Raw genomic sequence first — 21131 nt, forward strand, 5'->3', positions numbered from 1 at the left:
CCGCCGTTGAACCAGTTTTGGCACGGCACAGGCTACCGCTAGTCTTCCGGTTTCCCCACACCAGGGTCTACCTGCCGAAGAACAGCCCGCCCGGCCGACAGCGCCGCGTGTATAGATGCCGGAGTGATCGGGATGGAATGTTCGCCTCGACGACGGACAATCGAGATGAACGCGCCCTCGCACTTATCGCCAACCATCGCGCCTGTGACGAGGAACGGCTTGTCCTCATCTCTCTGCTCCGGAACCACAATGACGATAAGCCCACGCTCGCCCGCAGGCACCCACTCCACTCGAAGACCACGCACAGGTGGATACACCAGGCGATCAACGGTCTTGTGGTAAATGGCTGCTGTTCCCGGCTTGAGGTCAAGCGGCACGAGTTTGTCAATAAACTCCTGGCCGTTTCGTACTTTAGTCCGGAACCCGAGCACCAGAAGGCCGGGACTGTCGCCATTGGCGTACCGAGCCACGTCCTGGGCCAACTCAATCTGGCCAGCCTGATCAGGGTTGTAGCCTCGCGACTTCACTTCAAGCCAGGATGACTCCGCCTGCCCAATAAGACTTTCGGGGAAGCCGCCGAGGACAAGAGCAGTGGCAGTAGGCCAATCCAACCACTCGCTTCGCTCTCGATTTCCCTGAACCGGTATCCGCACCTTGAGCACCCTAGAGCACGTATTGCGCAGGTTCATCACTTCCAACACGGTTTGCGACAGGTCACGCAGGCGCACCCTGGCATCCCAAAATGCGTCGTCCCTCTCGAAAGCTCGCTCGTCGATGTATTCGATTGAGATGAAGTCGTGCCCCGCGCGCTCGACAAACCCAGCCACGATGGACTGGGCGGTCCCGTCATCCTTAACTACTGGGGCGGTGAGAGAGAAGGCGACACAAAGAGAACCATCGTTCAGAAGGTCAAAGTACAACCCGTTGTACGGCTCATCCTCATTCTCTGGCTCTACCCGCAGGGACCCCACGAATCGCTCGTGAAGGTGGCTACGTTCAGGAACTTCAACAGGAGGTTGGCGGTCGGGAAGGCCAACTGCGTCCAACAGCGCTGACCGAACCTCAGCAACCGAGAAGGAGGCCACCAGAGGTAGGAACGCTTCAAATTCTGCGGTGCCACCTTCGAGGACAAGGCCGTCCTCGCCGCCCAACAACAATCTGTGACGCTCAACCGAACTGGCCGCTTCTCCCACGATACCCACCTACCATCACACGCCGAGCTGGCACTCGCTGCCCGGAACAGTAGAGGACCGGCCGGCCGGACTCAACCAGGAAACCGGCTCCCGGAAACGCATTTCCATGATCGAGAACTGTCATCCCCGCCAGTGCAGCAACGCCCCAGTCACCAAGTCCTTGGCTTTCTGCCCGTACACCGCCGCTGCTGCCAGGGCCTCGAACGCCTTGGGCATACAAGGCAATCTCTCGTGGCTGGGTAATCGCCAGCTCGGCCGTGATGGCCTCGACGTGCACCAGGCGGTCATCAAACAGGATGAATTGATTGCTTGGCACCTGGTGCTGGTGCTCAGCGGGCAGGATGCCCAGCCGCACACGCGGGAGGGCCAGCGCTGTCACCAGCCGGTCGAGTTGCCCGGCCATGACGCGTGTGTCCCCCACCTGGGTTTTGAGTGCCTGCTCAGCCAGTATGAAGTGGAACCGGTGAACGCCGTGGTAGAGGATGTGCTGCCGCTCCATGCGGACGGCTACCCCGGCCTCCAGGTCGTCGGGTACCTGGTAGAACTCGATGACCCTGCGGGTGCCGAATACCTCGTCCGTTCTGGTCATGGCCGTCTTGATCACCGAGATGAGACCGCGGGCGCAGTGACGAGCGCTCTCACCCATACGCGGCGCTGATCTACGTTGCGTGCTGCGCGAGGATGACATGCTGTGCTGTTGCGACTGGCCTACCTCGGTGTGACCAACGCTCTCGCGCTGCTACGGCTGCTGCCGATGAGCGACCGGGATAGGGACGCCGAGATTCTGGCGTTGCGGCACCAGATCACCGTCCTCGAACGACAGCTGCACGGCGAGCGGGTCCGGTTCACGCGGGCTGACCGGGCGTGGCTGGCTGCTCTACTACACCGGCTGCCGAGGGACATCGTGCGCGGCCTGCGGCTGCTGGTCCGCCCGGAGACCGTGCTGCGCTGGCACCGGGATCTGATCGCCAGCCGGCATGCCAGGATCTCCCGACCCCGGCGAGCCGGGCGGCGACGAACCGTCCGGTCGATCCGACGGCTGGTGCTGCGCATGGCCCGAGAGAACCCCACGTGGGGGTACCGCCGCATCCACGGTGAACTACTCGTCCTGGGTGTGAAGGTCGCCGCGTCCACCGTCTGGGAGATCCTCCAGCAGGCCGGCATCGACCCGGCACCACAGCGCACCAGCACCACCTGGGCAACCTTCCTGCGCTCCCAAGCGCACGCCATTATCGCCGCCGACTTCTTCGAAACCACGACACTGACCGGCGCCCGCATGTACGTCCTTGCGGTCATCGAACACGCCACTCGCCGGGTCCGCATCCTCGGCGCCACCGCCCACCCGACCGCCGGCTGGGTAACCCAGGCAGCCCGGAACCTCGTGATGGACCTCGAAGATGCCGGATGCCGAGTGAAGTACCTGATCCGGGATCGGGACGGAAAATACCCGGCCCTGTTCGACACGATCCTCGCCGACGCGGCAATCAGCCTCGTGCTCAGCGGGGTACGGACGCCGCGCATGAACTCGATCATGGAGAGATGGATCCAGTCCTGCCGCCACGAACTGCTCGACCGGACACTCATCTGGAACCAGTCCCACCTGTTACACGCCCTGCGCGAGTACGAACGGCACCACAACCAGCATCGTCCTCACCGCGGCATCGCAAACGCCCGACCCCTACATCCGCTGCCCGAACCGATCACCGATCCCGCAGCGCTGACACACCTGAACGTCCAACGACACGATCGACTCAACGGCCTCCTCCACGAATACCAAAACGCAGCTTGACCAGCGCGGACGAAATTTTCGGCACCCGCAGCTCCCAAGTTGCTCCCATCGTAAGGAGCACAACACGAAACGGCTCGTTACCGAAGATCCGGTAACGAGCCGCATGACCTGCTCATATAGCTGGTGGGCGATACTGGGTTTGAACCAGTGACCTCTTCCGTGTCAAGGAAGCGCGCTCCCACTGCGCCAATCGCCCTCGTTGTTGCCGAGGTGGAGACGGGATTTGAACCCGTGTACACGGCTTTGCAGGCCGTTGCCTCGCCTCTCGGCCACTCCACCGAGGTTGCCCCCGATGTGGCGGCATCTCCGAGCGGACGACGGGACTCGAACCCGCGACCCTCACCTTGGCAAGGTGATGCGCTACCAACTGCGCTACGTCCGCTTGTCTTCCGGTGTTTCCCGGTGACGGATGAGAACTTTAGCCGAGCCCGCGAGCGGATGCCAAATCGGGGCCGCCGACGGCGGGTCAGACGCCCCTGACCGGGACAAACGCCGTGGCCGCACCCACCTCCCCTACAGCATCCTAGGAACCTGGATAGGAGGAACTGGGTGCGGCCCGACGGGTTCCGCCGCTACTTCGGGGCGTTCAGGTCGGTCAGCGCCTTGGCCGCCCCCCGGTGCAGGATCACCGGGTCGGTCCGCCAGGCGAACTGGAGGCTGATCTCCTTGGCCGCCGCGTTCGCCTGCTCCAGTTGCGGCTTGCGCTCGAAGAGCGCCTTGGTCAGCACGCAGACCAGGTCGGCGTCAAGGTCCTCCTTCACCAGCAGGAAGTTCGGCACCACGATGGTCTTGACGTCCGCCGGCGTACCGTAGGTGGCGGCGGGGACGGCCCCCTCCTCGTACACCGGGTTGATCTTTTTCATCTCGGCGAGCAGCGGCGTGATGTCCAGGAAGCTGACCTGGTCCCGGGTGGTGGTGAGCAGGTCGGTGATGCCCGGGGTGGGCAGGCCGCCGGACCAGAAGAACGCGTCGATCGAGCCGTCCTTCACCCCGTCGACGGTCTTGGTCAGATCAAGCCGCTGCGCCTGGATGTCCTTCTCCGGGTCGAGCCCGGCCGCCTGCAGCAACCGGTTCGCGATCACCTCGGTACCGGATTTCGGCGAGCCGGTGGAGACCCGCTTGCCCCGCATGTCGGCGACCGAGGTGATCCCGGCGTCCTTGCGGACGATCACCTGGGTGTAGTTGGTGTGGATCCGGGCCAGCGCCTGGACTGGCTGTTTCTGCCCGGCGAAGCTCCCGGTGCCCTGGACCGCGTCGGCGGCGGTATCCGCGAGCGAAAAGGCCACCGCGTACGTACCGGCGACCAACTGCTGGATGTTCTGCACCGAGGCACCGGTCTCGGCCGCGGTGGCCCGGACCCTGCTGCCGGGCGCGTTGGAGATCTGCTCCGCGTACGCGTTGCCGAGCGCGAAGTAGACGCCGGTGGCGTTTCCGGTGGCGATGCCGATCCGGGTCTCCGTCGCCACGTCGCAGGTGATCTCACCACCGGCGTCGGTGCTGGCGGTGTTCTGCCGGCCGCCACAGGCGACGAGGGAGGCCAGTCCCATCCCCGCGACGGTGACCACGGCCAGGACCCTCGACGTACGTCTCATCTCGTTTCCTCTCCCAGGTTCGAACCGACCTCTCGCGCCGTCGAGCCGGCGCCGCCCGCCGGCCCGGCCCCGGCACCCGCGGCACCGGCCCCGCCGGACGGGGCGACCTCGACGGAACCACCAACCGGACCGCTCTCGGCACCACCGACCGGACCGACATCAACACCGCCGGATACGGCCGCCGCCGGTGCACCACCGGAGACGGCCGACGGTGCACCGGCGGGCGGGGCCGGTACGGTCCGGCGACGGTGGACGAGCGCGACCACCACGGCGAGCGCGACCAGCGCGACCCCGATCGTGATGGAGACCGGGTGCAGGTAGAGCAGGAGCAGACCGGCGACCGCGGTGAGGGTCCGCTCGACCGGTCCGGCCGGGCCCACCCCGAGCAGCCAGCCGCCGGTCGCCACGGCCAGTGCCGCCACCCCGAGGCAGCCGACCAGGCCCGCCCAGAGCACGTCCAGTGGTGCACCCCGGCCGAGCAGGTACTCGCCCGGGCCGGTCAGCACGAACGCGATCGGGGCGAGGAAGGCCGGCAGGGCGTACTTCAGGGCCTGCCACATGGTGGGCACGGTCCGGCCGCCGGTGATCGCGGCCGCGCCCACGGCGGCGAGTGCGGTCGGCGGGGTGACCTCGGAGAGCACCGAGTAGTAGAAGACGAACATCGCCGCGGCCGGGGCGGGTACGCCGAGCGCGAGCAGCGCCGGCCCGATGATCACCCAGCCGATGATGAAGGAGGCGGTGACCGGTACGGCGAGACCGAGCAGCGACAGTGCCACCGCGGCGAGCAGCACGGTGAGCGCCAGTACGACGGTCGGGTTGTCGCTGACCGCCTGGGCGCCCCGGACCAGCAGCGAGGCGAACTGGGCGCCGAGCCCGGTCTTCGTGGTGGTGGCGGTGACGATGCCGGCGGCGGCGCAGACGGCGGCGACCGGGAGCACGCCGCGTACCCCGGTGGCGAGCGCGGTGGCGAGCCGGCGTGGGGTGAGCCGGTGCCGCCGGTCGAGGAAGGAGAGCAGCACCGCGAGGCCGGTGGCGTAGACCACGGCCCGGATCGCGCTCACCCCGACCGCGAGCAGGACGACGATCACGATCAGTGACGAGAAGTGGTAGCCGAAGCGGGCCAGCAGGCGCCATGCCGAGGCGGCGGCCACCTCGACCGGCCGTACCTGGAACCGGCGGGCGTCGATCTCGACGGCGAGCAGGATGCCGAGGTAGTACAGCAGGGTCGGGATGACCGCCCAGCCGAGCACCGTCAGGTAGGAGACCTCGAGGTACTCGGCGACGATGAACGCCGCCGCGCCGAGGGTGGGCGGGGAGAGGATCGCCCCGACCCCGGCGGCGGCGAGCATGCCGCCGGCGTGCTCGGCGGGGTAGCCGGCGCGGCGCAGGATCGGCCAGGTGACCGCGCCGACGCTGACCGCGGTGGCGGTGCCGGATCCGGAGACGGTGCCGAGCAGGAAGCCGGAGGCGACCGCGGTCCGCCCGGCGGCGCTGCGGGAGCGTCGGAACGCGGCCACCGAGAGGTCGACGAAGAACCGTCCGGCGCCGGAGAGGTCGAGCACCGCGCCGTAGATGGTGAAGAGCACGATGTAGGTCGCCGCGACGTCCAGCGGGGTGCCGTAGAAGCCGCTGCCGGAGTTGTAGAGGGCGTCGACGATCTGTCCGAAGTCGAGGCCGGCGTGGGCGATCGCCCAGGTCTGCGGCAGCAGGCCGCCGTAGTAGCCGTAGGCGAGGAAGAGCAGGCAGACCACCGGGAGGATCCAGCCGGTGGTGCGGCGGCACGCCTCGACCAGCAGGACCAGCAGCAGTGCCCCCATCAGCACGTCGACCGGCGCGAGCAGGCCCTGCCGGTCGAGGAAGGCGTCGTAGCCGCCGCCGGCGTCCCCGACGGCCAGCGGCAGCACCGGGTAGAGGCAGACCAGTAGCGCCAGGCCGGCCAGGACCCAGTCGAGCGCCGTCGGCCGGTCCGGGCGGCGGGTGGCGGGCGCGCCCTCGGGTACGTCCCGGGCGGTCCGCGCCGGCAGTCGTAGCCCGGAGCGGTAGGCGAGGAAGACCAGCGGCAGTACCCCGGACAGGAAGATGATCAGATAGAACTGGCTGCCCTGCGACAGTGGGCGGAAGACCTGCCAGAGCACGAGCAGGGCGACGGCGAAGGCGACCACCGCGACGCCGGTGCCGACCGGCCCGGTCAGCTGTCGGGCGGGGCGTTCCTCGTCGTCGTACGCCGGGCTGGCCAGCTGCGACGCGGCCGGCGGCCGTGATCCGCCGTCCGGTGTGGACGGCCGCCGGTCCGGGGACGATTCGGCGGTCGCAGTCGGAGGGATCTGGGCCACACCGTCTGACATGAGCGGACACTACTACGGGCCAGCGAGCGGTGCCGATCTTCGTGGGCCGGACGGTTGCCCGGCCGGGACGAACGGTCGCCACCCGGGACGAACGGTCAACTCCGCAGGTCGGGCGGTCGACGAGACAGGTCCGGCGGTCGTTCGCCACGGCGGGCGGCGGTCCGATGTGTGGGGAAGGGGCATTTCCTGACCCGGAGGTGTCGGTGGGGGCCTTCCTGGCAAGGGAGCGCGGTCGGTCCGTCGCCCGGCTCCACCGTTCGAGGGACAGCGCCCCGATATTTACGATGTTGGTAACTTATCCGACGTGTTGGTAGCTTATTGTGCGCGCCGAGATGGGCTACGGTAACCGCGTGACGAGACGTGCGGCCGAGGTGCGGCTGGATGCGCTGCTGCGTACCGCCTGTGAGGTGATCGCGACCCGGGGTCTGGCGAACACCCGCACCGCCGACGTGGCACAGGCCGCCGGGGTCAGCCAGGCGTTGGTGTTCTACCACTTCGCCACCAAGGAACGACTCGTCGCGCAGGCGTTCGCGTACGCGGCCGAGCAGGATCTCGGTCGGCTCGACGCGGTGCTCCGGTGCACCGCCACTCCGTTGGGCAAGCTCAAGAAGCTGCTCCGGCTGTACGCTCCGCCGGGCCGCTCGCGGTCCTGGGCGATGTGGATCGACGGCTGGTCCGAGTCGCTGCGTACGCCGGAACTGGAGAAGGTGTCCCGCCGGCTCGACCTGCGACGGCGGGAGGGGCTCGGCGAGGTCATCGCCGCCGGAGTGGCCGAGGGGGTGTTCAGCTGCGACGATCCGGCCGGGGCCGCCTGGCGGATCAACGCGCTGATCGACGGGCTCGCGGTGCAGTTGGCGGTACACGAACGGGTGATCCCCCGTCGGCAGCTCACCGGGTGGGTCCGGCTCGCGGTCGCCCGGGAACTCGGGCTCTCCCCCACCCAACTGGACTGAGGGCCGCCCGGCTGGACTGAGGGCCGTGCCCGGCTGGAGTGACGATCCGCCGGTTACGGCCGCGCGTCTGGAGGCAGAATCGGGGCATGGAGTTGCTGCCCGCGTACCGGCGTACGCTGAGCCACCTGGCCGATCAGGTCGGTCAGGTCGGCTACGACCAGTGGGCAGCTCCCACGCCGTGTCCGGACTGGGACGTCCGGGCGCTGGTCAACCATGTGGTCGGCGAACTGTACTGGTCGGTGCCGCTGCTCGCCGGTGCCAGGGTGGCCGAGGTCGGCGACCGGTTCTCCGGTGATCTGCTCGGCACCGATCCGGCGGCGGTCGCCCGGGACGCGGCGGCCCAGGCGGACCGGGCGGCGGGCGAGCCGGGGGTGTGGGACCGGACCGTACGGCTGTCGTCCGGGCCGACCTCGGCCGACGAGTACCTGCACGAGCTGATGGCCGAGTGCCTGGTACACGGCTGGGACCTGTCGGTGGCGGTCGGTTCCGTCGTCCGCCTGGATCCCGAGGCGGTACGGGAGTGTGCCCGCTGGTTCACCGGGCGCTCCGCCGGGTACCGGTCGAGCGGGCTGACGGCGTCCGAGGTGGAGCTGCCTCCGGGGGCGGACGACCAGGCCCGGTTTATCGCCGCCTTTGGTCGCGACCCGGGCTGGCGCGTCGAGGCGTGAGGCCCGGGCTGGCGCCGAGACGTGCGGCCCGACCAGGCCCGGACCGGCGCGCCGGGGCGTGCGGCCCCCACGGGACCACGACCGGCCGGCCGGGTGCGGTGGGCGGCGGCGTCCGTTGACAGTCGGATCACCCCGACGGTACGTTCGGGCGGCTGTTGAATGGTTTCATATTGCCTCGCCGCCGAGGTCGGGCGCTCACCCGGCGAGCCGCGGCCGAGCCGATCGGATATCGACGATGACCACTGGAACCCTGCACCGGCCGCCACCCCGGCCCGCCACCGGCGAAGGCGGTTCGACCCCGCGCCGCCCGCGTTACCGACGCGACCGCCCCGGCATCGCGTACCTCTTCCTCTCCCCCTGGGCGCTCGGCGCGCTGCTGCTCACCGTCGGCCCGATGCTCGCCTCGCTCTACCTCTCCTTCACCGACTACGACCTGTTCACCAGCCCGGAGTGGGTGGGGCTGGACAACTACCGGCGACTGTTCACCGACGACGCCCGGTTCCTCGACTCGGCCAAGGTCACCGCGACCTACGTGCTGATCTCCGTACCGCTGAAGCTGGCCGCCGCCCTCGGGGTCGCCATGCTGCTCAACCGCAACCGGCGCGGACAGGGCTTCTACCGGTCGGCGTTCTACGCGCCGTCGCTGCTCGGCACCGGCGTGGCGATCGCGCTGGTCTGGCGGGCGATGTTCACCGACAGCGGGGTGGTCGACTCGGTCACCGGGACGTTCGGCTGGGACACCGGTGGCTGGATCAACGAGCCCGACTACGCGCTCTGGGTGCTGATCATCCTGGCCGTCTGGCAGTTCGGCGCCCCGATGGTGATCTTCCTGGCCGGGCTCAAGCAGATCCCGACCGAACTGTACGACGCCTCGGCCGTGGACGGCGCGGGACGCTGGCGGACGTTCCGCTCGGTGACCCTGCCGATGCTCTCCCCGATCATCCTGTTCAACCTGGTGCTGGAGACCATCCACGCCTTCCAGGCGTTCACCCCGGCGTTCATCGTCAGCGGCGGGCGGGGCGGCCCGAGCAACTCGACGCTGTTCTACACGCTCTACCTCTACGAGCGCGGCTTCGCCCAGTTCCGGATGGGCTACGCCTCGGCCATGGCCTGGCTGCTGCTGCTCGTCATCGCCATCATCACGGCCCTGTTCTTCGGCACGTCCCGCCGCTGGGTCTTCTACTCGGGGGAGGACAGGTGACCACCTTGACCAGCGGCCGCACCGCCGGCCGTACGGGAACCCGGCTGCGGGGGATCGGCTGGCACACGCTGATCATCGCCGTCCTGGCGTTGCTGCTCTATCCGGTGGTCTGGCTGGTCGCCACCTCGGTCAAGCCGACCGACGAGATCCTGTCCAGTCTGAGCCTGCTGCCCAGCCGGTTGGCGCCGGAGAACTACTCCGCCGCGCTGGACGGCATCGCCGGGATCGGCATCTGGCGGTTCTTCACCAACTCGGTGCTGGTCGCGGCCGGCTCGGTGATCGGCAACCTGGTCTCCTGCGCGCTGGCCGCGTACGCCTTCGCCCGACTGCGGTTCCGGCTACGCGGACCGTTGTTCGCGTTCACCCTGCTCACCATCATGTTGCCGTACCACGTGGTGCTGATCCCGCAGTACACGATCTTCCAGAAGCTGGACCTGGTCGGCACCTTCGTGCCGCTGATCCTGCCGAAGCTGCTCGCCACCGACGCGTTTTTCGTCTTCCTGATGGTGCAGTTCATCCGGGGCCTGCCCCGGGAACTGGACGACGCCGCCGCGATCGACGGTTGCGGACCGGTGCTCACCTTCCGGTACGTCATCCTGCCGCTGCTCAAGCCGGCGCTGGTCACCACCGCCATCTTCACCTTCATCTGGACCTGGAACGACTTCTTCAGTCAACTGGTGTACCTGAACGACCCGGAGTCGTACACGCTGCCGCTGGCGTTGCGGTTGTTCATCGACCAGACCAGCGAGTCGGCGTTCGGCCCGATGTTCGCGATGTCGGTGCTGAGCATCATCCCGGTGATCCTGTTCTTCCTGGCCTTCCAGCGTTACCTGGTGGAGGGGATCGCCACCTCCGGTCTGAAGGGTTGAGCACCCTCGCGGGTCCGTCCGACGTACCGTTGCCGGACGGGCCCGCGACCGGTGGCTGTCGTACTCAGGTCGGCAGGACCGCCGCGATGCCCTCGCGGAGCAGGTTCCCGTCCGCTACCACGATCCGGTGCCGGCGGCGCAGTGAGGTGCCGGCGGCCAGCCGCCGGGTCCGCTGCCAGGCGAGCGCCACGCAGACGCCGGGATAGATCCCGGTCCGCACGAACCAGTGGTCGCCGTCGCCCAACCCGGTGAAGACCAGGGTGTACGCCGCACCGTCGGCGCTGCGACCGCCCAGAGCCAACCACGCTTCCGTACTGCCGTTGACGGCCTCCTCCCCGTCGGCGGAGGCGGTGAAGGTCGACACCTCACCCGACGCGGCACGCCAGAAGAACCCGCCGTACCCGGCACCGCCGGGGCGGCCGTTCGTGGCCGGACTGCCCAGCACGACGTCCCGGTCGGCGGGCGCGGTGAGCCGGTAGGCGAAGTCGAGCAGCCAGGCGTCGGCCCGGTCGGGAAGCGCGGTGGCGCGGACCGTCCGCTCCTCGGTCAGCAGGGTGGCGCCGGAGGGATCCGACCAGCGCAGCCGCTCGGCGAATCCGTCGACGTCGGCCGGCGGCCGGTCGGGGTGCTCCGGAACGGTCGGGACGGGCTCACCTCCGGTGTCCGCGGCGGCGGCCCCGACCCTGGTCTCGACGCCGCCCTTGGCGCTGGCCCCGACCCTGGCCTCGGCGCTGGCCCCGACCCTGGCCTCGACGCCGACCGGTCCGGCCGTGCCGCCGTCGGGCAGCCAGGCGTCGTGGGTGATCTGGCCGTGGTCGTCGCGCCAGGTGTAGCCGGTGTCCCGGACGTACGTCCGACCGCCCCACAGGTTCGTGCCGGAGACGTCCTGCAGCGCCACCGAGACCCCGAGGTGCCACCGGTGGTCCTCGGGCAGGGTGTCGGTGACGGTCACCCCGGCCAGGGTTCGCACCGGATGCAGGTACGGGCGTGGGCCCCAGCGTGGGTCGATCTCCGGCGCGACGACGTACCCGGCGACGATCTCGCCGCCTATCCGGAGCCGTGGTCCGGTCGGCTCGTCGGTCATCAGCCCGCTCCTGTCGGTTCGATGGCGACTGTCGCTGGTGTTCCCGGTGGCGGTCGACGGGACCGCCGGACGCGCGGAGGAAAGCGGTTGCCGGCGGACAGCGTACCCGGGTCGGTCGCGCCGGGCCGCCGCCCGTTGACAGGGCATCGATTGACGCCGGTGGCAAGGGGCTACCGGGCGGGGCGGGGCGGCGTACCGTGTCGGCGCACGGCGAGGGGCACGGCGGACGCCGATGGCGGGGTCGCCACGCCGCTGGCGGTGCCACGAGCACGGTCGGTCCGGTCGCCGGATAACCTTGACACGTTTCAGCCCGGGCGGTCCGGGCAACGGAGGGAGACGTGGTGGCGGGACCCACGGTCAGCATCCGGGATGTGGCCGCCCAGGCGGGCGTCTCGGTCGGCACGGTCTCGAACGTGCTCAACCGGCCCGACATCGTGGCCGCGTCGACCCGGAGCCGCGTCCTGGCCGTCATCAACGAGTTGGGCTTCGTACCCAACGACGCCGCCCGGCAGCTGCGCCGGGGCCGGGGCCGCACGCTCGGCCTGGTGGTGCTGGACGTGGCCAACCCGTTCTTCACCGACGTGGCGCGCGGCGTCGAGGACGCCACCGGCGAGGCCGGCATGGCGGTGATCTTCTGCAACAGCGACGGCGACCCGGGCAAGGAGAGCCGCTACCTCGACCTGTTGGAGGAACAGCGGGTCCAGGGGGTGCTGATCACGCCGGTGGACGACGCCAACGAGCGACTGGTGCGGCTGCGGGAGCGGGGGGTCCTGGTCATCCTGCTGGACCGGCGCTCGACCCGGACCGACGTCTGCTCGGTCTCGGTGGACGACCGGCTCGGCGGTGAGCTGGCCGTGCGACACCTGGTCGAGGCGGGACACCGGCAGATCGCCTTCGTCGGCGGCCCCTGGCGGCTGGAACAGGTACGGGACCGGCACCAGGGCGCCCTGCACGCGCTGCACGAGGCCGGGCTCTCGGAGCAGAACATGCGGCGCTTCGAGACGGCCAGCCCGACCGTGGCGGCCGGCCGGGACGCGGCCTCCCGAATCCTCGGCCAGCCCCGGTCCAGCCGGGCGACGGCGGTGTTCTGCGCCAACGACCTGCTCGCGCTCGGCGTACTGCAGGAGCTGACCCGGCAGCAGGTCCGGGTGCCGCAGGACATCGCGCTGGTCGGCTACGACGACATCGAATTCGCCGCCGCCGCGGCGGTCCCGCTCTCCTCGGTACGCCAGCCCCGGCAGCGACTCGGCCGGACCGCGGCCCAGTTGATGCTGGAGGAGGCGAACGATCCGGAGGGCCACCGGCACCAGCAGGTGGTCTTCGAACCGGAGCTGGTGGTCCGCGAGTCGAGCCGGTACGCCCGCCCCGTCGACTGACCGTTTCTTGACAGTTCAACGATGCCGATCGTATTTTGAGGGCGCTTGGTTGAAACGGTTCATTCAAGGGAGGCCGCCATGCGGCGTGTCTGCTTCATCCTGCGGGTCCGGCCCGAGCGGCTGGCCGAGTACCGCGAACGGCACGCCGCGGTCTGGCCGGAGATGCTCGCCGCACTCCGCGACGCCGGCTGGCACGACTACTCCCTCTTCCTGCACGACGACGGGCTGCTGGTCGGGCACTTCCGCACCGCCGACCTGGCCGCCTCGCTCGCCGCGATGGAACGCACCGAGGTCAACGCCAGGTGGCAGGCCGAGATGGCACCGTTCTTCGTCGGGCTGGACGGGCGGCGCCCCGACGAGGGATTCGTCGTCCTCGACGAGATCTTCAACCTGGACGCACAACTCGCCGCGCTGGAGAACACGGAGGCCGACATGACCGAGCGAAGCGAGGAGAGGGCATGACCGGGGTCGAGGTCCGGGCGGCGTTGCGCGCCCAGCAGATCGAGGTGCCGTCGTGGGCGTACGGCAACTCGGGCACCCGCTTCAAGGTCTTCGCCCAGCCCGGCGTGCCGCGTACTCCGGAGGAGAAGATCGCCGACGCGGCCCAGGTGCACGCGTTCACCGGGATCGCCCCGATCGTCTCGCTACACATCCCCTGGGACCGGGTCGACGACTACGCGAAGCTGGCGTCGTACGCCGCCGAGCGGGGGGTACGACTCGGCGCGATCAACGCCAACGTCTTCCAGGACGACGACTACCGGCTGGGCAGCGTCACGAACCCGGATCCGCGGATCCGGCGCAAGGCGCTGGACCATCTGCTGGAGTGCGTCGACATCATGGACGCCACCGGCTCGCGGGACCTGAAGCTCTGGTTCTCCGACGGCACCAACTATCCGGGCCAGGACGACATCCGGGCCCGACAGGACCGGCTCGCCGAGGCGCTCCGGGTCACCTACGACCGGCTCGGCCCCGACCAGCGGATCCTGCTGGAGTACAAGCTCTTCGAGCCGGCGTTCTACACCACCGACGTACCGGACTGGGGCACCGCGTACGCGCACTGCCTGCGGCTCGGCGACAAGGCCCAGGTGGTGATCGACACGGGCCACCACGCCCCGGGCACCAACATCGAGTTCATCGTGGCGTTCCTGCTCCGCGAGGGGCGGCTCGGCGCCTTCGACTTCAACTCCCGGTTCTACGCCGACGACGACCTGATGGTCGGCGCGGCGGACCCGTTCCAGCTGTTCCGGATCATGCACGAGATCGTCAGGGCCGACGCGCTGCGGCCGGAGTCGGGGATCAACTTCATGCTCGACCAGTGTCACAACATCGAGCCGAAGATCCCGGCTCAGATCCGTTCGGTGCTCAACGTGCAGGAGGCGACCGCCAAGGCGCTGCTGGTCGACGCGGAGGCGCTGGCCGCCGCGCAGGCGGCCGGGGACGTGCTCGGCGCGAACGGGGTGTTGATGGACGCCTTCAACACCGACGTCCGGCCGCTGCTGCGCGAGATGCGGGAGGAGATGGGGCTGGACCCGGATCCGATGACCGCGTACGCCCGGTCCGGGTACGCCGAGAAGATCGTCGCCGAGCGGGTCGGCGGCCAGCAGGCGGGGTGGGGTGCCTGAGATGACGGACACGCACACCTCCCCCGAGGTCACCGCGCTGCTGGACCGGTCGCACCGGCTCGGCGCGGACAAGCGCTACACCAACTACGGCGGTGGTAACACGTCGGCCAAGGGCAGCGCGGACGACCCGGTCACCGGCGAGGCGACCGAGCTGATGTGGGTCAAGGGATCCGGTGGCGACCTCGGCACGCTGACCGAGGGCGGCCTCGCCGTACTCCGGCTGGACCGGCTCCGCACGCTGGTCGACGTCTATCCCGGCGTCGACCGCGAGGACGAGATGGTCGCCGCCTTCGACTACTGCCTGCACGGCAGGGGTGGGGCCGCGCCGTCGATCGACACCGCGATGCACGCCCTGGTCGACGCGGCGCACGTCGACCACCTGCACCCGGACGCCGGCATCGCGCTGGCCACCGCCGCCGACGGGCCGGAGCTGACCCGCCGCTGCTTCGGCGACCGGGTGGTCTGGGTGCCGTGGCGCCGCCCCGGCTTCCAGCTCGGCCTCGACATCGCCGCGATCGCCCGGGACAACCCGCAGGCGATCGGCTGCGTTCTCGGCGGGCACGGCATCACCGCCTGGGGGGCGACCAGCGCCGAGTGCGAGGCGAACTCGCTGGAGATCATCGAGGCGGCCACCCGGTTCCTCGCCGAGCAGGGCCGGCCGGAGCCGTTCGGGCCGGTGCTGCCCGGGTACGAGCCGCTGCCGGCCGCGCAGCGTCGGGAGCGGGCCGCCGCGCTCGCCCCGGTACTGCGGGGCCTGGCCAGTACGGACAGCCGGCAGTCCGGCCGCTTCCAGGTCGGACACTTCACCGACGACGAGGCGGTGCTGGACTTCCTGGCCCGGGCCGAACACCCACGGCTGGCCGCGCTCGGCACCTCGTGCCCGGACCACTTCCTGCGCACCAAGGTCCGGCCGCTGGTGCTGGACCTGCCGGCCGGGACGCCGCTGCCGGACGTGGTCGCCCGGCTGCGGGAGCTGCACGAGGCGTACCGGAAGGACTACCGGGCCTACTACGAGCGGTACGCGGCGCCGGACTCCCCGGCGATCCGTGGCGCCGATCCGGCGATCGTGCTGGTGCCCGGGGTCGGGATGTTCAGCTTCGGGCGGGACAAGCAGACCGCCCGGGTCGCCGCCGAGTACTACCTGAACGCGATCAACGTGATGCGCGGCGCCGAGGCGGTGTCGACGTACGCCCCGATCGACGAGTCGGAGAAGTTCCGGATCGAGTACTGGGCGCTGGAGGAGGCGAAGCTCCAACGGATGCCGAAGCCGAAGCCGCTGGCCGGCCGGGTCGCCCTGGTCACCGGCGCCGGTTCCGGGATCGGGGCGGCGATCGCCCGCCGGCTCGCCGCCGAGGGTGCCTGCGTGGTGGTCGCCGACCGCAACGCCGAGGGCGCGGCGGCGGTCGCCGGTGAGCTCGGCGGCACCGACCGGGCGGTCGCGGTGCCGGTGGACGTCACGGACCCGGCCGGGATCGAGGCCGCGTTCGCCGAGGGCGCGCTCGCCTTCGGCGGTGTCGACCTGGTGGTCAACAACGCCGGGCTGTCGATCTCGAAGTCGCTGCTGGAGACCACCGAGGCGGACTGGGACCTGCAGCACGACGTGATGGCGAAGGGTTCGTTCCTGGTCTCCCGGGCCGCCGCCCGGGTGATGCTGGACCAGGGTCTGGGCGGGGACATCGTCTACGTCTCCAGCAAGAACTCGGTCTTCGCCGGCCCGAACAACATCGCCTACAGTGCCGCCAAGGCCGACCAGGCCCACCAGGTACGGCTGCTCGCCGCCGAACTCGGCGAGCACGGTATCCGGGTCAACGGGGTGAACCCCGACGGGGTGGTCCGCGGTTCGGGGATCTTCGCCAGCGGCTGGGGTGCCCAGCGGGCCGCCGTCTACGGGGTGCCGGAGTCGGAGCTGGGGGCGTACTACGCCCAGCGGACGCTGCTGAAGCGCGAGGTGCTGCCGGAGCACGTGGCGAACGCGGTCTTCGCGCTGACCGGTGGCGAGCTGTCGCACACCACCGGGCTGCACGTACCGGTGGACTCCGGCGTGGCCGCGGCCTTCCTGCGATGAGTGCGCCGACGGAACCGGCGGCGGGCTCCCCCGCCGCCGGTTCGCCGCCGGCCACCACCACCGCACCGGGCCGTCGGGCCGGTACGGCAGCCCGCCCGGACTCGACCGCGGTGGCCGCGGTCGACCTCGGGGCCGGCAGCGGACGGGTGATGCTCGCCGAGATCACCGCCGACGGGATCGACCTGACCGAGGTGCACCGGTTCGGCAACGACCCGGTACGCCTGCTCGACACCCTGCACTGGGACGTGCTCCGGCTGTACGCGGAGACGGTCGCCGGGCTGCGTACCGCGCTGACCCGCCGGCCCGACCTGGCCAGCGTCGGCATCGACTCGTGGGCCGTCGACTACGGGCTGCTCGACACGACCGGGGCACTGCTCGGCAATCCGGTGCACTACCGGGACCGGCGGACCGACGGGGTGCCGGAGCGGGTGGTCGCGGCGCTCGGCGCCGACCGGCTCTACACCACGACCGGGCTGCAGCTGCTGCCGTTCAACACCCTCTTCCAGCTGGTCGCCGCGACCGGCACCCCGGTCCTGGACCGGGCCGAACGGCTGCTGCTCATTCCGGACCTGCTCAGCTACTGGCTGACCGGGGTGGCCGGCACCGAGGTCACCAACGCCTCCACCACCCAGTTGTTGGACGTCTCCACCCGACGCTGGTCGACGGAGCTGATCAACGCGGCCGGCCTGCCGGAACGGTTGTTCGGCCCGCTGCGCCAGCCGGGCGAACCGGCCGGTGAACTGCTCGCCGGGGTACGGGAGGCGGTCGGGGCGACCGGTCCGCTGCCGGTGACCGCGGTCGGCTCGCACGACACCGCCTCGGCGGTGGTCGCGGTGCCGGCCGAGGGCGACCGGTTCGCGTACATCTCCTGCGGCACCTGGTCACTGGTCGGGGTGGAGCTGCCGGCGCCGGTGCTGTCGGCGGAGAGCCGGGCGGCGAACTTCACCAACGAGGCCGGGGTGGACGGCACGGTCCGCTACCTACGCAACGTGATGGGGCTCTGGCTGCTCCAGGAGTCGCTGCGGGTCTGGCGCTCCCGGGGGTACGACGTCGCGCTGCCGGAGCTGCTCGCCGCCGCCGCCCGGGAACCGGGGCTGGGCCCCGTGGTCGACCCGGACGACCCGGTCTTCCTGCCGCCCGGCGACATGCCGGCCCGGTTGGCCCGGGCCTGCACGGACCGGGGCGAGCCGGTGCCGGCGGGGCCGGCCGCGATCACCCGGTGCATTCTGGACAGTCTGGCGCTGGCGCACCGGTCGGCGGTGCGGCAGGCGGCCCGGCTGGCGGACCGGCCGGTGGACGTGGTGCACGTCGTCGGCGGCGGCGCCCGTAACGAGCTGCTCTGTCAGCTCACCGCCGACGCCTGCGGGCTGCCGGTGGTCGCCGGCCCGGTCGAGGCGACCGCGCTGGGCAACGCGCTGGTGCAGGGCCGGGCGCTCGGCGTACTGGACGGTGGGCTGCCGCAGCTGCGCGGGCTGTTGCGGCGCACGCTGCCGCGTACCGGCGCGCTGCGGACGTACCAGCCGACGCCCGGGGCCGAGGCCGCCTGGCGGGACGCCGCCGAACGGGCCGGTCTCCAGGACCGGTGACGAGCCGGCGACGGGACCGGCAACGACGCGGGTCCCGTCGCCGTGCCGGTTACCCCCAGCGAGGTTGTCGAGCTGCGCAGTCACGCCGGCCAGATCCGACGTACCGGTCGGTGGAGCATGCCCCGGCGGCTGGTCGTGCACAGCATGGCCGGTGCGGTCCACCTCGACCTGCGGCAGGCCGTGATCAGTCACCGGGTGTCCCACATCGAGCTGGCCACCCAGGCCGGCGCGACGACCATCGTGCTACCGCCGGGCGCGACCGCCGACATCGACGGGGTCAGCACGACCGGTGGTACGGCGAGGAGCAAGGTTCCGTCCACCCCCGAACCGGGCTCGACCGCGCCGCACATCGTCGTCACCGGCAGTGCCGCCGCCGGCACCCTTCTCGTCCGTTACGAGCGCCGCTTCTGGTTCTGGCGCTGGTAGTCCCCCTGGCCAGGGGTCCGGCCAGGCGCGGAGCGCCGATCGCCCGGGTGCGCGGTCGCGGAGCGCCGATCGCCCGGGTGCGCGGTCGCCGTCGTCGGAGCAGGCTCAACGAGCATTGCTCATGAAAGCCAAAGAAGCCCTCAAAAGGAAAGCATCTGTTAAGAAGGTGCTAACCGGACTGATCCCTGGGCTTGGAGGCTGCACAGATGGCGACGCGGACCCGACCCCACGCCGGGACCGACTCCGGTCACCGCACCGACCTGCTCGGCCTCGCCGCGCTCGGCGCCCTGCCGCTGCTGCTCGTCGCCGTCGGACCCGACGTCGTACCCGGCGGCCCGGTCGGGGTGGACGTCCTCTTCGTACTCGTCGGTTTCCTGGTCACCGCCACCCTGCTCGCCGAGTGGAACCGGGCCGGCCAGGTCGGGCTGACCACGTTCTACGCCCGGTGCGCCCGCCGGCTGCTGCCCACCGCCGTCCTGGTCCTGGCCGGGTCGGCACTGCTCGTCCTGACCGGGCTGCCCCGGTCCCGCTGGCCGGAGGCGGGCTGGGACCTGTTGACCGCCGGGCTCGGCGTACTGAACTGGCGGCTCGCCGCCCAGGACGCCGGCGTACCGGTGGCCCCGGACGCCGCCGCCGGGCCGCTGGCGCAGCACTGGGCGCTCGGCGTCGCCGTACAGTTCCTGGTGCTCTGGCCCGCGCTGCTCGCCGCGGTCGCGGTCTGGGCGGTCCGGCGCGAGGGCCGCGATCCACGCCGTCCCCTGCTGTACGCGGCCGGCCTGCTCACCGCCGGTTCGTTCGGCTGGGCGGTGCTGGCCGCCCCGGGCGCACCGGCGTTCGTCGGCACCCACACCCGGGTCTGGGAACCCGCCCTCGGGGCCGGGCTCGCGATCCTGGCGCTGCGCCCGGTCGGACTGTCCCGGCGGGTCGCCACCGCCCTCGGCTGGGGCGGACTCGGCGCCATCGTGGTCGCCGTCCTCACCCTCCGCCCCGGACCGGGTTCCGCCGGCGTCGCCGCCCTGCTGCCCGCCCTCGGTGCCGCCGCCGTCATCCTCGCCCGCACCTGCCACACCGGTACGACCACCGGCGACGACCGGCCGGTCGGATTCCTGGCCAGCCGTCCGGTACGCGCGGCGGGACGGATCTGCTATCCGCTGCTCCTCTGGTACTGGCCGCTGCTGGTCGCCGCCCACGCCCGGTTCGGTGACCTGCCGGCGGTGGCCGCGGTGGCGGTGCTCTGCGGCGCCGTCCTGCTCGCCGTCCTCACCCGCCGGTACGTCGAGGCGCCGCTGCACGCCGGTCTGCCCGCCTGGTCACCCGTCGAGACGTTGCGGATCGCCGCCCTGCTGCCGGCCGCCGTGGTGATCGGCGGGCTGCTGCTCCAGCTCGGGGTCTGGCCGCCCCGCCCGACCCCGTCGTCCGCCGCGGGGCGCCGCCGCGCTACGCGGCTCACCGTCGGGCGACCCGGCCGGCGCGCCGGTGGCCCGGGTGCGCGCGATCAGTCCGAAGCCGGCCGACGCCGGGGCGGACCTGCCCGACGTCTACCGGCACAACTGTTTCTCCGGCGGGGCGGACGGGCCGGCCCGGGCCTGTCTCTACGGTGACCGGAACTCCGACTTCACCGTCGCGCTGGCCGGCGACAGCCACGCCGCGAGCTGGGTGCCCGCGCTGGCCGCCGTCGCCGAGGCGAGAGGTTGGCGGTTGATCACCTACCTCCGGCCCGGCTGTCCCTTCCTCGACCTGCCGGTCGCCGACAGCGCCGGCCGTCCGGTCGCCGCCTGCGCCCGGTGGTACGCCAACGTGCGGACCGAACTGACCGGGCCGGAACGCCCGACGGTGCTGCTGACCACCGGCCGCCGGTACCCGCCGTCGGTCGGCGGCCGGGCGCTGACCGGCCGCGCCGCCGAGCAGGCCCTGGTCGAGGGGATGCGCCGGACCTGGTCCGGGCTGGTCGCCGACCAGGTCCGCACGGTGGTGCTCCGGGACACCCCGGTGCCCGGGATCGACGTACCGGAGTGTGCGGTGCGCAACCCGAACCGGTTGACCCGGTGTGCGCCGTCACGGCGTACCGCGCTGGCGGCCGGGGCCGGTGCCGTCCAGGCCGAGGCGGTGCGCAAGCTCGACGACGTACCGCTGATCGACCTGAACGGCGCGATCTGCCCGACCGACCGCTGCGCGCCGGTGATCGGCGGTCTTCTGGTCTACCGGGACACGGAGCATCTCACCGCGAGCTACGCGCGGAGCCTGGGTCCCCGACTCCGGGCCGCGCTGGAGCGCGTGGTCGGCCAGACCACGCCCTGAACGTCACCCCACCCCCGAGCGGCACCAGGGGGTGCCGGCCCGGCTCGGGGCACCACCGGTCAAC

General features: G+C 71.0%; 18 protein-coding genes and 3 tRNA genes. 13 read left to right on the forward strand and 8 right to left on the reverse strand.

From position 1 onward, the window contains the following. Nucleotides 1-38: 38 nt before the first annotated feature. Complete coding sequence (locus ABGB05_RS27565; protein WP_347656827.1) at nt 39-1193, reverse strand: hypothetical protein; 1155 nt, start codon at nt 1191-1193, stop codon at nt 39-41. Beyond that, nucleotides 1168-1782 (reverse strand): Scr1 family TA system antitoxin-like transcriptional regulator, encoded by a 615-nt coding sequence (locus tag ABGB05_RS27570; RefSeq protein WP_347656828.1) that lies wholly within the window; start codon nt 1780-1782, stop codon nt 1168-1170. Before ABGB05_RS27570 ends, ABGB05_RS27565 begins: the two co-directional genes overlap by 26 nt. Before the next feature lie 315 nt (nt 1783-2097). On the opposite strand from ABGB05_RS27570, the gene ABGB05_RS27575 reads away from it, so the two are divergent. Then, nucleotides 2098-2982 (forward strand): integrase core domain-containing protein, encoded by an 885-nt coding sequence (locus ABGB05_RS27575; protein WP_347656829.1) that lies wholly within the window; start codon nt 2098-2100, stop codon nt 2980-2982. Nucleotides 2983-3103: 121 nt separating this feature from the next. Here the strand turns inward: ABGB05_RS27575 and ABGB05_RS27580 are convergent. The 5 genes from ABGB05_RS27580 to ABGB05_RS27600 all read right to left on the reverse strand — a co-directional run bounded on the left by ABGB05_RS27580 (nt 3104) and on the right by ABGB05_RS27600 (nt 6919). Further along, nucleotides 3104-3178 (reverse strand) — tRNA-Val (locus tag ABGB05_RS27580). A gap of 12 nt (nt 3179-3190) precedes the next feature. Beyond that, a tRNA-Cys gene (locus ABGB05_RS27585) sits at nt 3191-3261 on the reverse strand. Nucleotides 3262-3291: 30 nt separating this feature from the next. Further along, a tRNA-Gly gene (locus tag ABGB05_RS27590) sits at nt 3292-3364 on the reverse strand. 190 nt (nt 3365-3554) lie between these two features. Beyond that, nucleotides 3555-4574, reverse strand: a complete 1020-nt coding sequence (locus ABGB05_RS27595) for a TAXI family TRAP transporter solute-binding subunit (RefSeq protein WP_347656830.1) — start codon at nt 4572-4574, stop codon at nt 3555-3557. Continuing rightward, on the reverse strand, nt 4571-6919 hold the full coding sequence (locus ABGB05_RS27600) for a TRAP transporter fused permease subunit (RefSeq protein ID WP_347656831.1): 2349 nt from the start codon (nt 6917-6919) through the stop codon (nt 4571-4573). The genes ABGB05_RS27595 and ABGB05_RS27600 overlap by 4 nt, the downstream gene beginning before the upstream one ends. Before the next feature lie 350 nt (nt 6920-7269). Between ABGB05_RS27600 and ABGB05_RS27605 the strand changes: the two genes are divergently transcribed. The 4 genes from ABGB05_RS27605 to ABGB05_RS27620 all read left to right on the forward strand — a co-directional run bounded on the left by ABGB05_RS27605 (nt 7270) and on the right by ABGB05_RS27620 (nt 10610). Beyond that, nucleotides 7270-7872, forward strand: coding sequence for a TetR/AcrR family transcriptional regulator (locus ABGB05_RS27605; RefSeq protein ID WP_347656832.1), 603 nt, complete (start codon nt 7270-7272; stop codon nt 7870-7872). A gap of 86 nt (nt 7873-7958) precedes the next feature. Then, the gene (locus ABGB05_RS27610) at nt 7959-8540 is read left to right on the forward strand and encodes a TIGR03086 family metal-binding protein (RefSeq protein WP_347656833.1); all 582 of its coding nucleotides are present in this window, start codon (nt 7959-7961) and stop codon (nt 8538-8540) included. 235 nt (nt 8541-8775) lie between these two features. Beyond that, on the forward strand, nt 8776-9741 hold the full coding sequence (locus tag ABGB05_RS27615) for a sugar ABC transporter permease (protein WP_347656834.1): 966 nt from the start codon (nt 8776-8778) through the stop codon (nt 9739-9741). After that, on the forward strand, nt 9738-10610 hold the full coding sequence (locus ABGB05_RS27620; RefSeq protein ID WP_347656835.1) for a carbohydrate ABC transporter permease: 873 nt from the start codon (nt 9738-9740) through the stop codon (nt 10608-10610). Before ABGB05_RS27615 ends, ABGB05_RS27620 begins: the two co-directional genes overlap by 4 nt. Before the next feature lie 64 nt (nt 10611-10674). On the opposite strand, the gene ABGB05_RS27625 is transcribed toward ABGB05_RS27620, so the two are convergent. After that, nucleotides 10675-11694, reverse strand: a complete 1020-nt coding sequence (locus ABGB05_RS27625; protein ID WP_347656836.1) for a PmoA family protein — start codon at nt 11692-11694, stop codon at nt 10675-10677. A 341-nt stretch (nt 11695-12035) separates the two neighbouring features. Here ABGB05_RS27625 and ABGB05_RS27630 point away from each other — a divergent pair, with 341 nt between their 5' ends. The 8 genes from ABGB05_RS27630 to ABGB05_RS27665 all read left to right on the forward strand — a co-directional run bounded on the left by ABGB05_RS27630 (nt 12036) and on the right by ABGB05_RS27665 (nt 21067). Continuing rightward, nucleotides 12036-13070 carry a LacI family DNA-binding transcriptional regulator gene (locus ABGB05_RS27630; RefSeq protein ID WP_347656837.1) on the forward strand — a complete coding sequence of 345 codons (1035 nt, stop codon included), beginning with the start codon at nt 12036-12038 and terminating at the stop codon, nt 13068-13070. 78 nt (nt 13071-13148) lie between these two features. Further along, nucleotides 13149-13532, forward strand: a complete 384-nt coding sequence (locus tag ABGB05_RS27635; protein ID WP_347656838.1) for an L-rhamnose mutarotase — start codon at nt 13149-13151, stop codon at nt 13530-13532. After that, a complete protein-coding gene (gene rhaI, locus ABGB05_RS27640; RefSeq protein WP_347656839.1) occupies nt 13529-14692 on the forward strand; it encodes an L-rhamnose isomerase in 1164 nt (387 codons plus the stop codon). Before ABGB05_RS27635 ends, rhaI begins: the two co-directional genes overlap by 4 nt. Before the next feature lies 1 nt (nt 14693). Next, on the forward strand, nt 14694-16757 hold the full coding sequence (locus tag ABGB05_RS27645) for a bifunctional aldolase/short-chain dehydrogenase (RefSeq protein ID WP_347656840.1): 2064 nt from the start codon (nt 14694-14696) through the stop codon (nt 16755-16757). Continuing rightward, nucleotides 16754-18343: a rhamnulokinase family protein gene (locus ABGB05_RS27650; protein ID WP_347656841.1), complete on the forward strand. Its 1590-nt coding sequence runs from the start codon at nt 16754-16756 to the stop codon at nt 18341-18343. The genes ABGB05_RS27645 and ABGB05_RS27650 overlap by 4 nt, the downstream gene beginning before the upstream one ends. 42 nt (nt 18344-18385) lie before the next feature. Next, the gene (locus ABGB05_RS27655) at nt 18386-18769 is read left to right on the forward strand and encodes a hypothetical protein (RefSeq protein ID WP_347656842.1); all 384 of its coding nucleotides are present in this window, start codon (nt 18386-18388) and stop codon (nt 18767-18769) included. Between the two features lie 206 nt (nt 18770-18975). Further along, nucleotides 18976-20370 (forward strand): acyltransferase, encoded by a 1395-nt coding sequence (locus tag ABGB05_RS27660; protein WP_347656843.1) that lies wholly within the window; start codon nt 18976-18978, stop codon nt 20368-20370. Continuing rightward, nucleotides 20255-21067 carry an SGNH hydrolase domain-containing protein gene (locus tag ABGB05_RS27665; protein WP_347656844.1) on the forward strand — a complete coding sequence of 271 codons (813 nt, stop codon included), beginning with the start codon at nt 20255-20257 and terminating at the stop codon, nt 21065-21067. The genes ABGB05_RS27660 and ABGB05_RS27665 overlap by 116 nt, the downstream gene beginning before the upstream one ends. Nucleotides 21068-21131: the final 64 nt, after the last annotated feature.

It is taken from the genome of Plantactinospora sp. B5E13, from assembly GCF_039871775.1.
GTDB lineage: Bacteria > Actinomycetota > Actinomycetes > Mycobacteriales > Micromonosporaceae > Plantactinospora.

Bases quoted from the DNA above. Each gene is read 5' to 3' on its own strand.
- ABGB05_RS27635 (WP_347656838.1), top strand. From the start codon at position 13,149: ATGCGGCGTGTCTGCTTCATCCTGCGGGTCCGGCCCGAGCGGCTGGCC.
- ABGB05_RS27595 (WP_347656830.1), bottom strand. From the start codon at position 4,574: ATGAGACGTACGTCGAGGGTCCTGGCCGTGGTCACCGTCGCGGGGATG.
- ABGB05_RS27610 (WP_347656833.1), top strand. From the start codon at position 7,959: ATGGAGTTGCTGCCCGCGTACCGGCGTACGCTGAGCCACCTGGCCGAT.
- ABGB05_RS27600 (WP_347656831.1), bottom strand. From the start codon at position 6,919: ATGTCAGACGGTGTGGCCCAGATCCCTCCGACTGCGACCGCCGAATCG.
- ABGB05_RS27645 (WP_347656840.1), top strand. From the start codon at position 14,694: ATGACGGACACGCACACCTCCCCCGAGGTCACCGCGCTGCTGGACCGG.
- ABGB05_RS27625 (WP_347656836.1), bottom strand. From the start codon at position 11,694: ATGACCGACGAGCCGACCGGACCACGGCTCCGGATAGGCGGCGAGATC.
- rhaI (WP_347656839.1), top strand. From the start codon at position 13,529: ATGACCGGGGTCGAGGTCCGGGCGGCGTTGCGCGCCCAGCAGATCGAG.
- ABGB05_RS27650 (WP_347656841.1), top strand. From the start codon at position 16,754: ATGAGTGCGCCGACGGAACCGGCGGCGGGCTCCCCCGCCGCCGGTTCG.
- ABGB05_RS27615 (WP_347656834.1), top strand. From the start codon at position 8,776: ATGACCACTGGAACCCTGCACCGGCCGCCACCCCGGCCCGCCACCGGC.
- ABGB05_RS27660 (WP_347656843.1), top strand. From the start codon at position 18,976: ATGGCGACGCGGACCCGACCCCACGCCGGGACCGACTCCGGTCACCGC.
- ABGB05_RS27570 (WP_347656828.1), bottom strand. From the start codon at position 1,782: ATGACCAGAACGGACGAGGTATTCGGCACCCGCAGGGTCATCGAGTTC.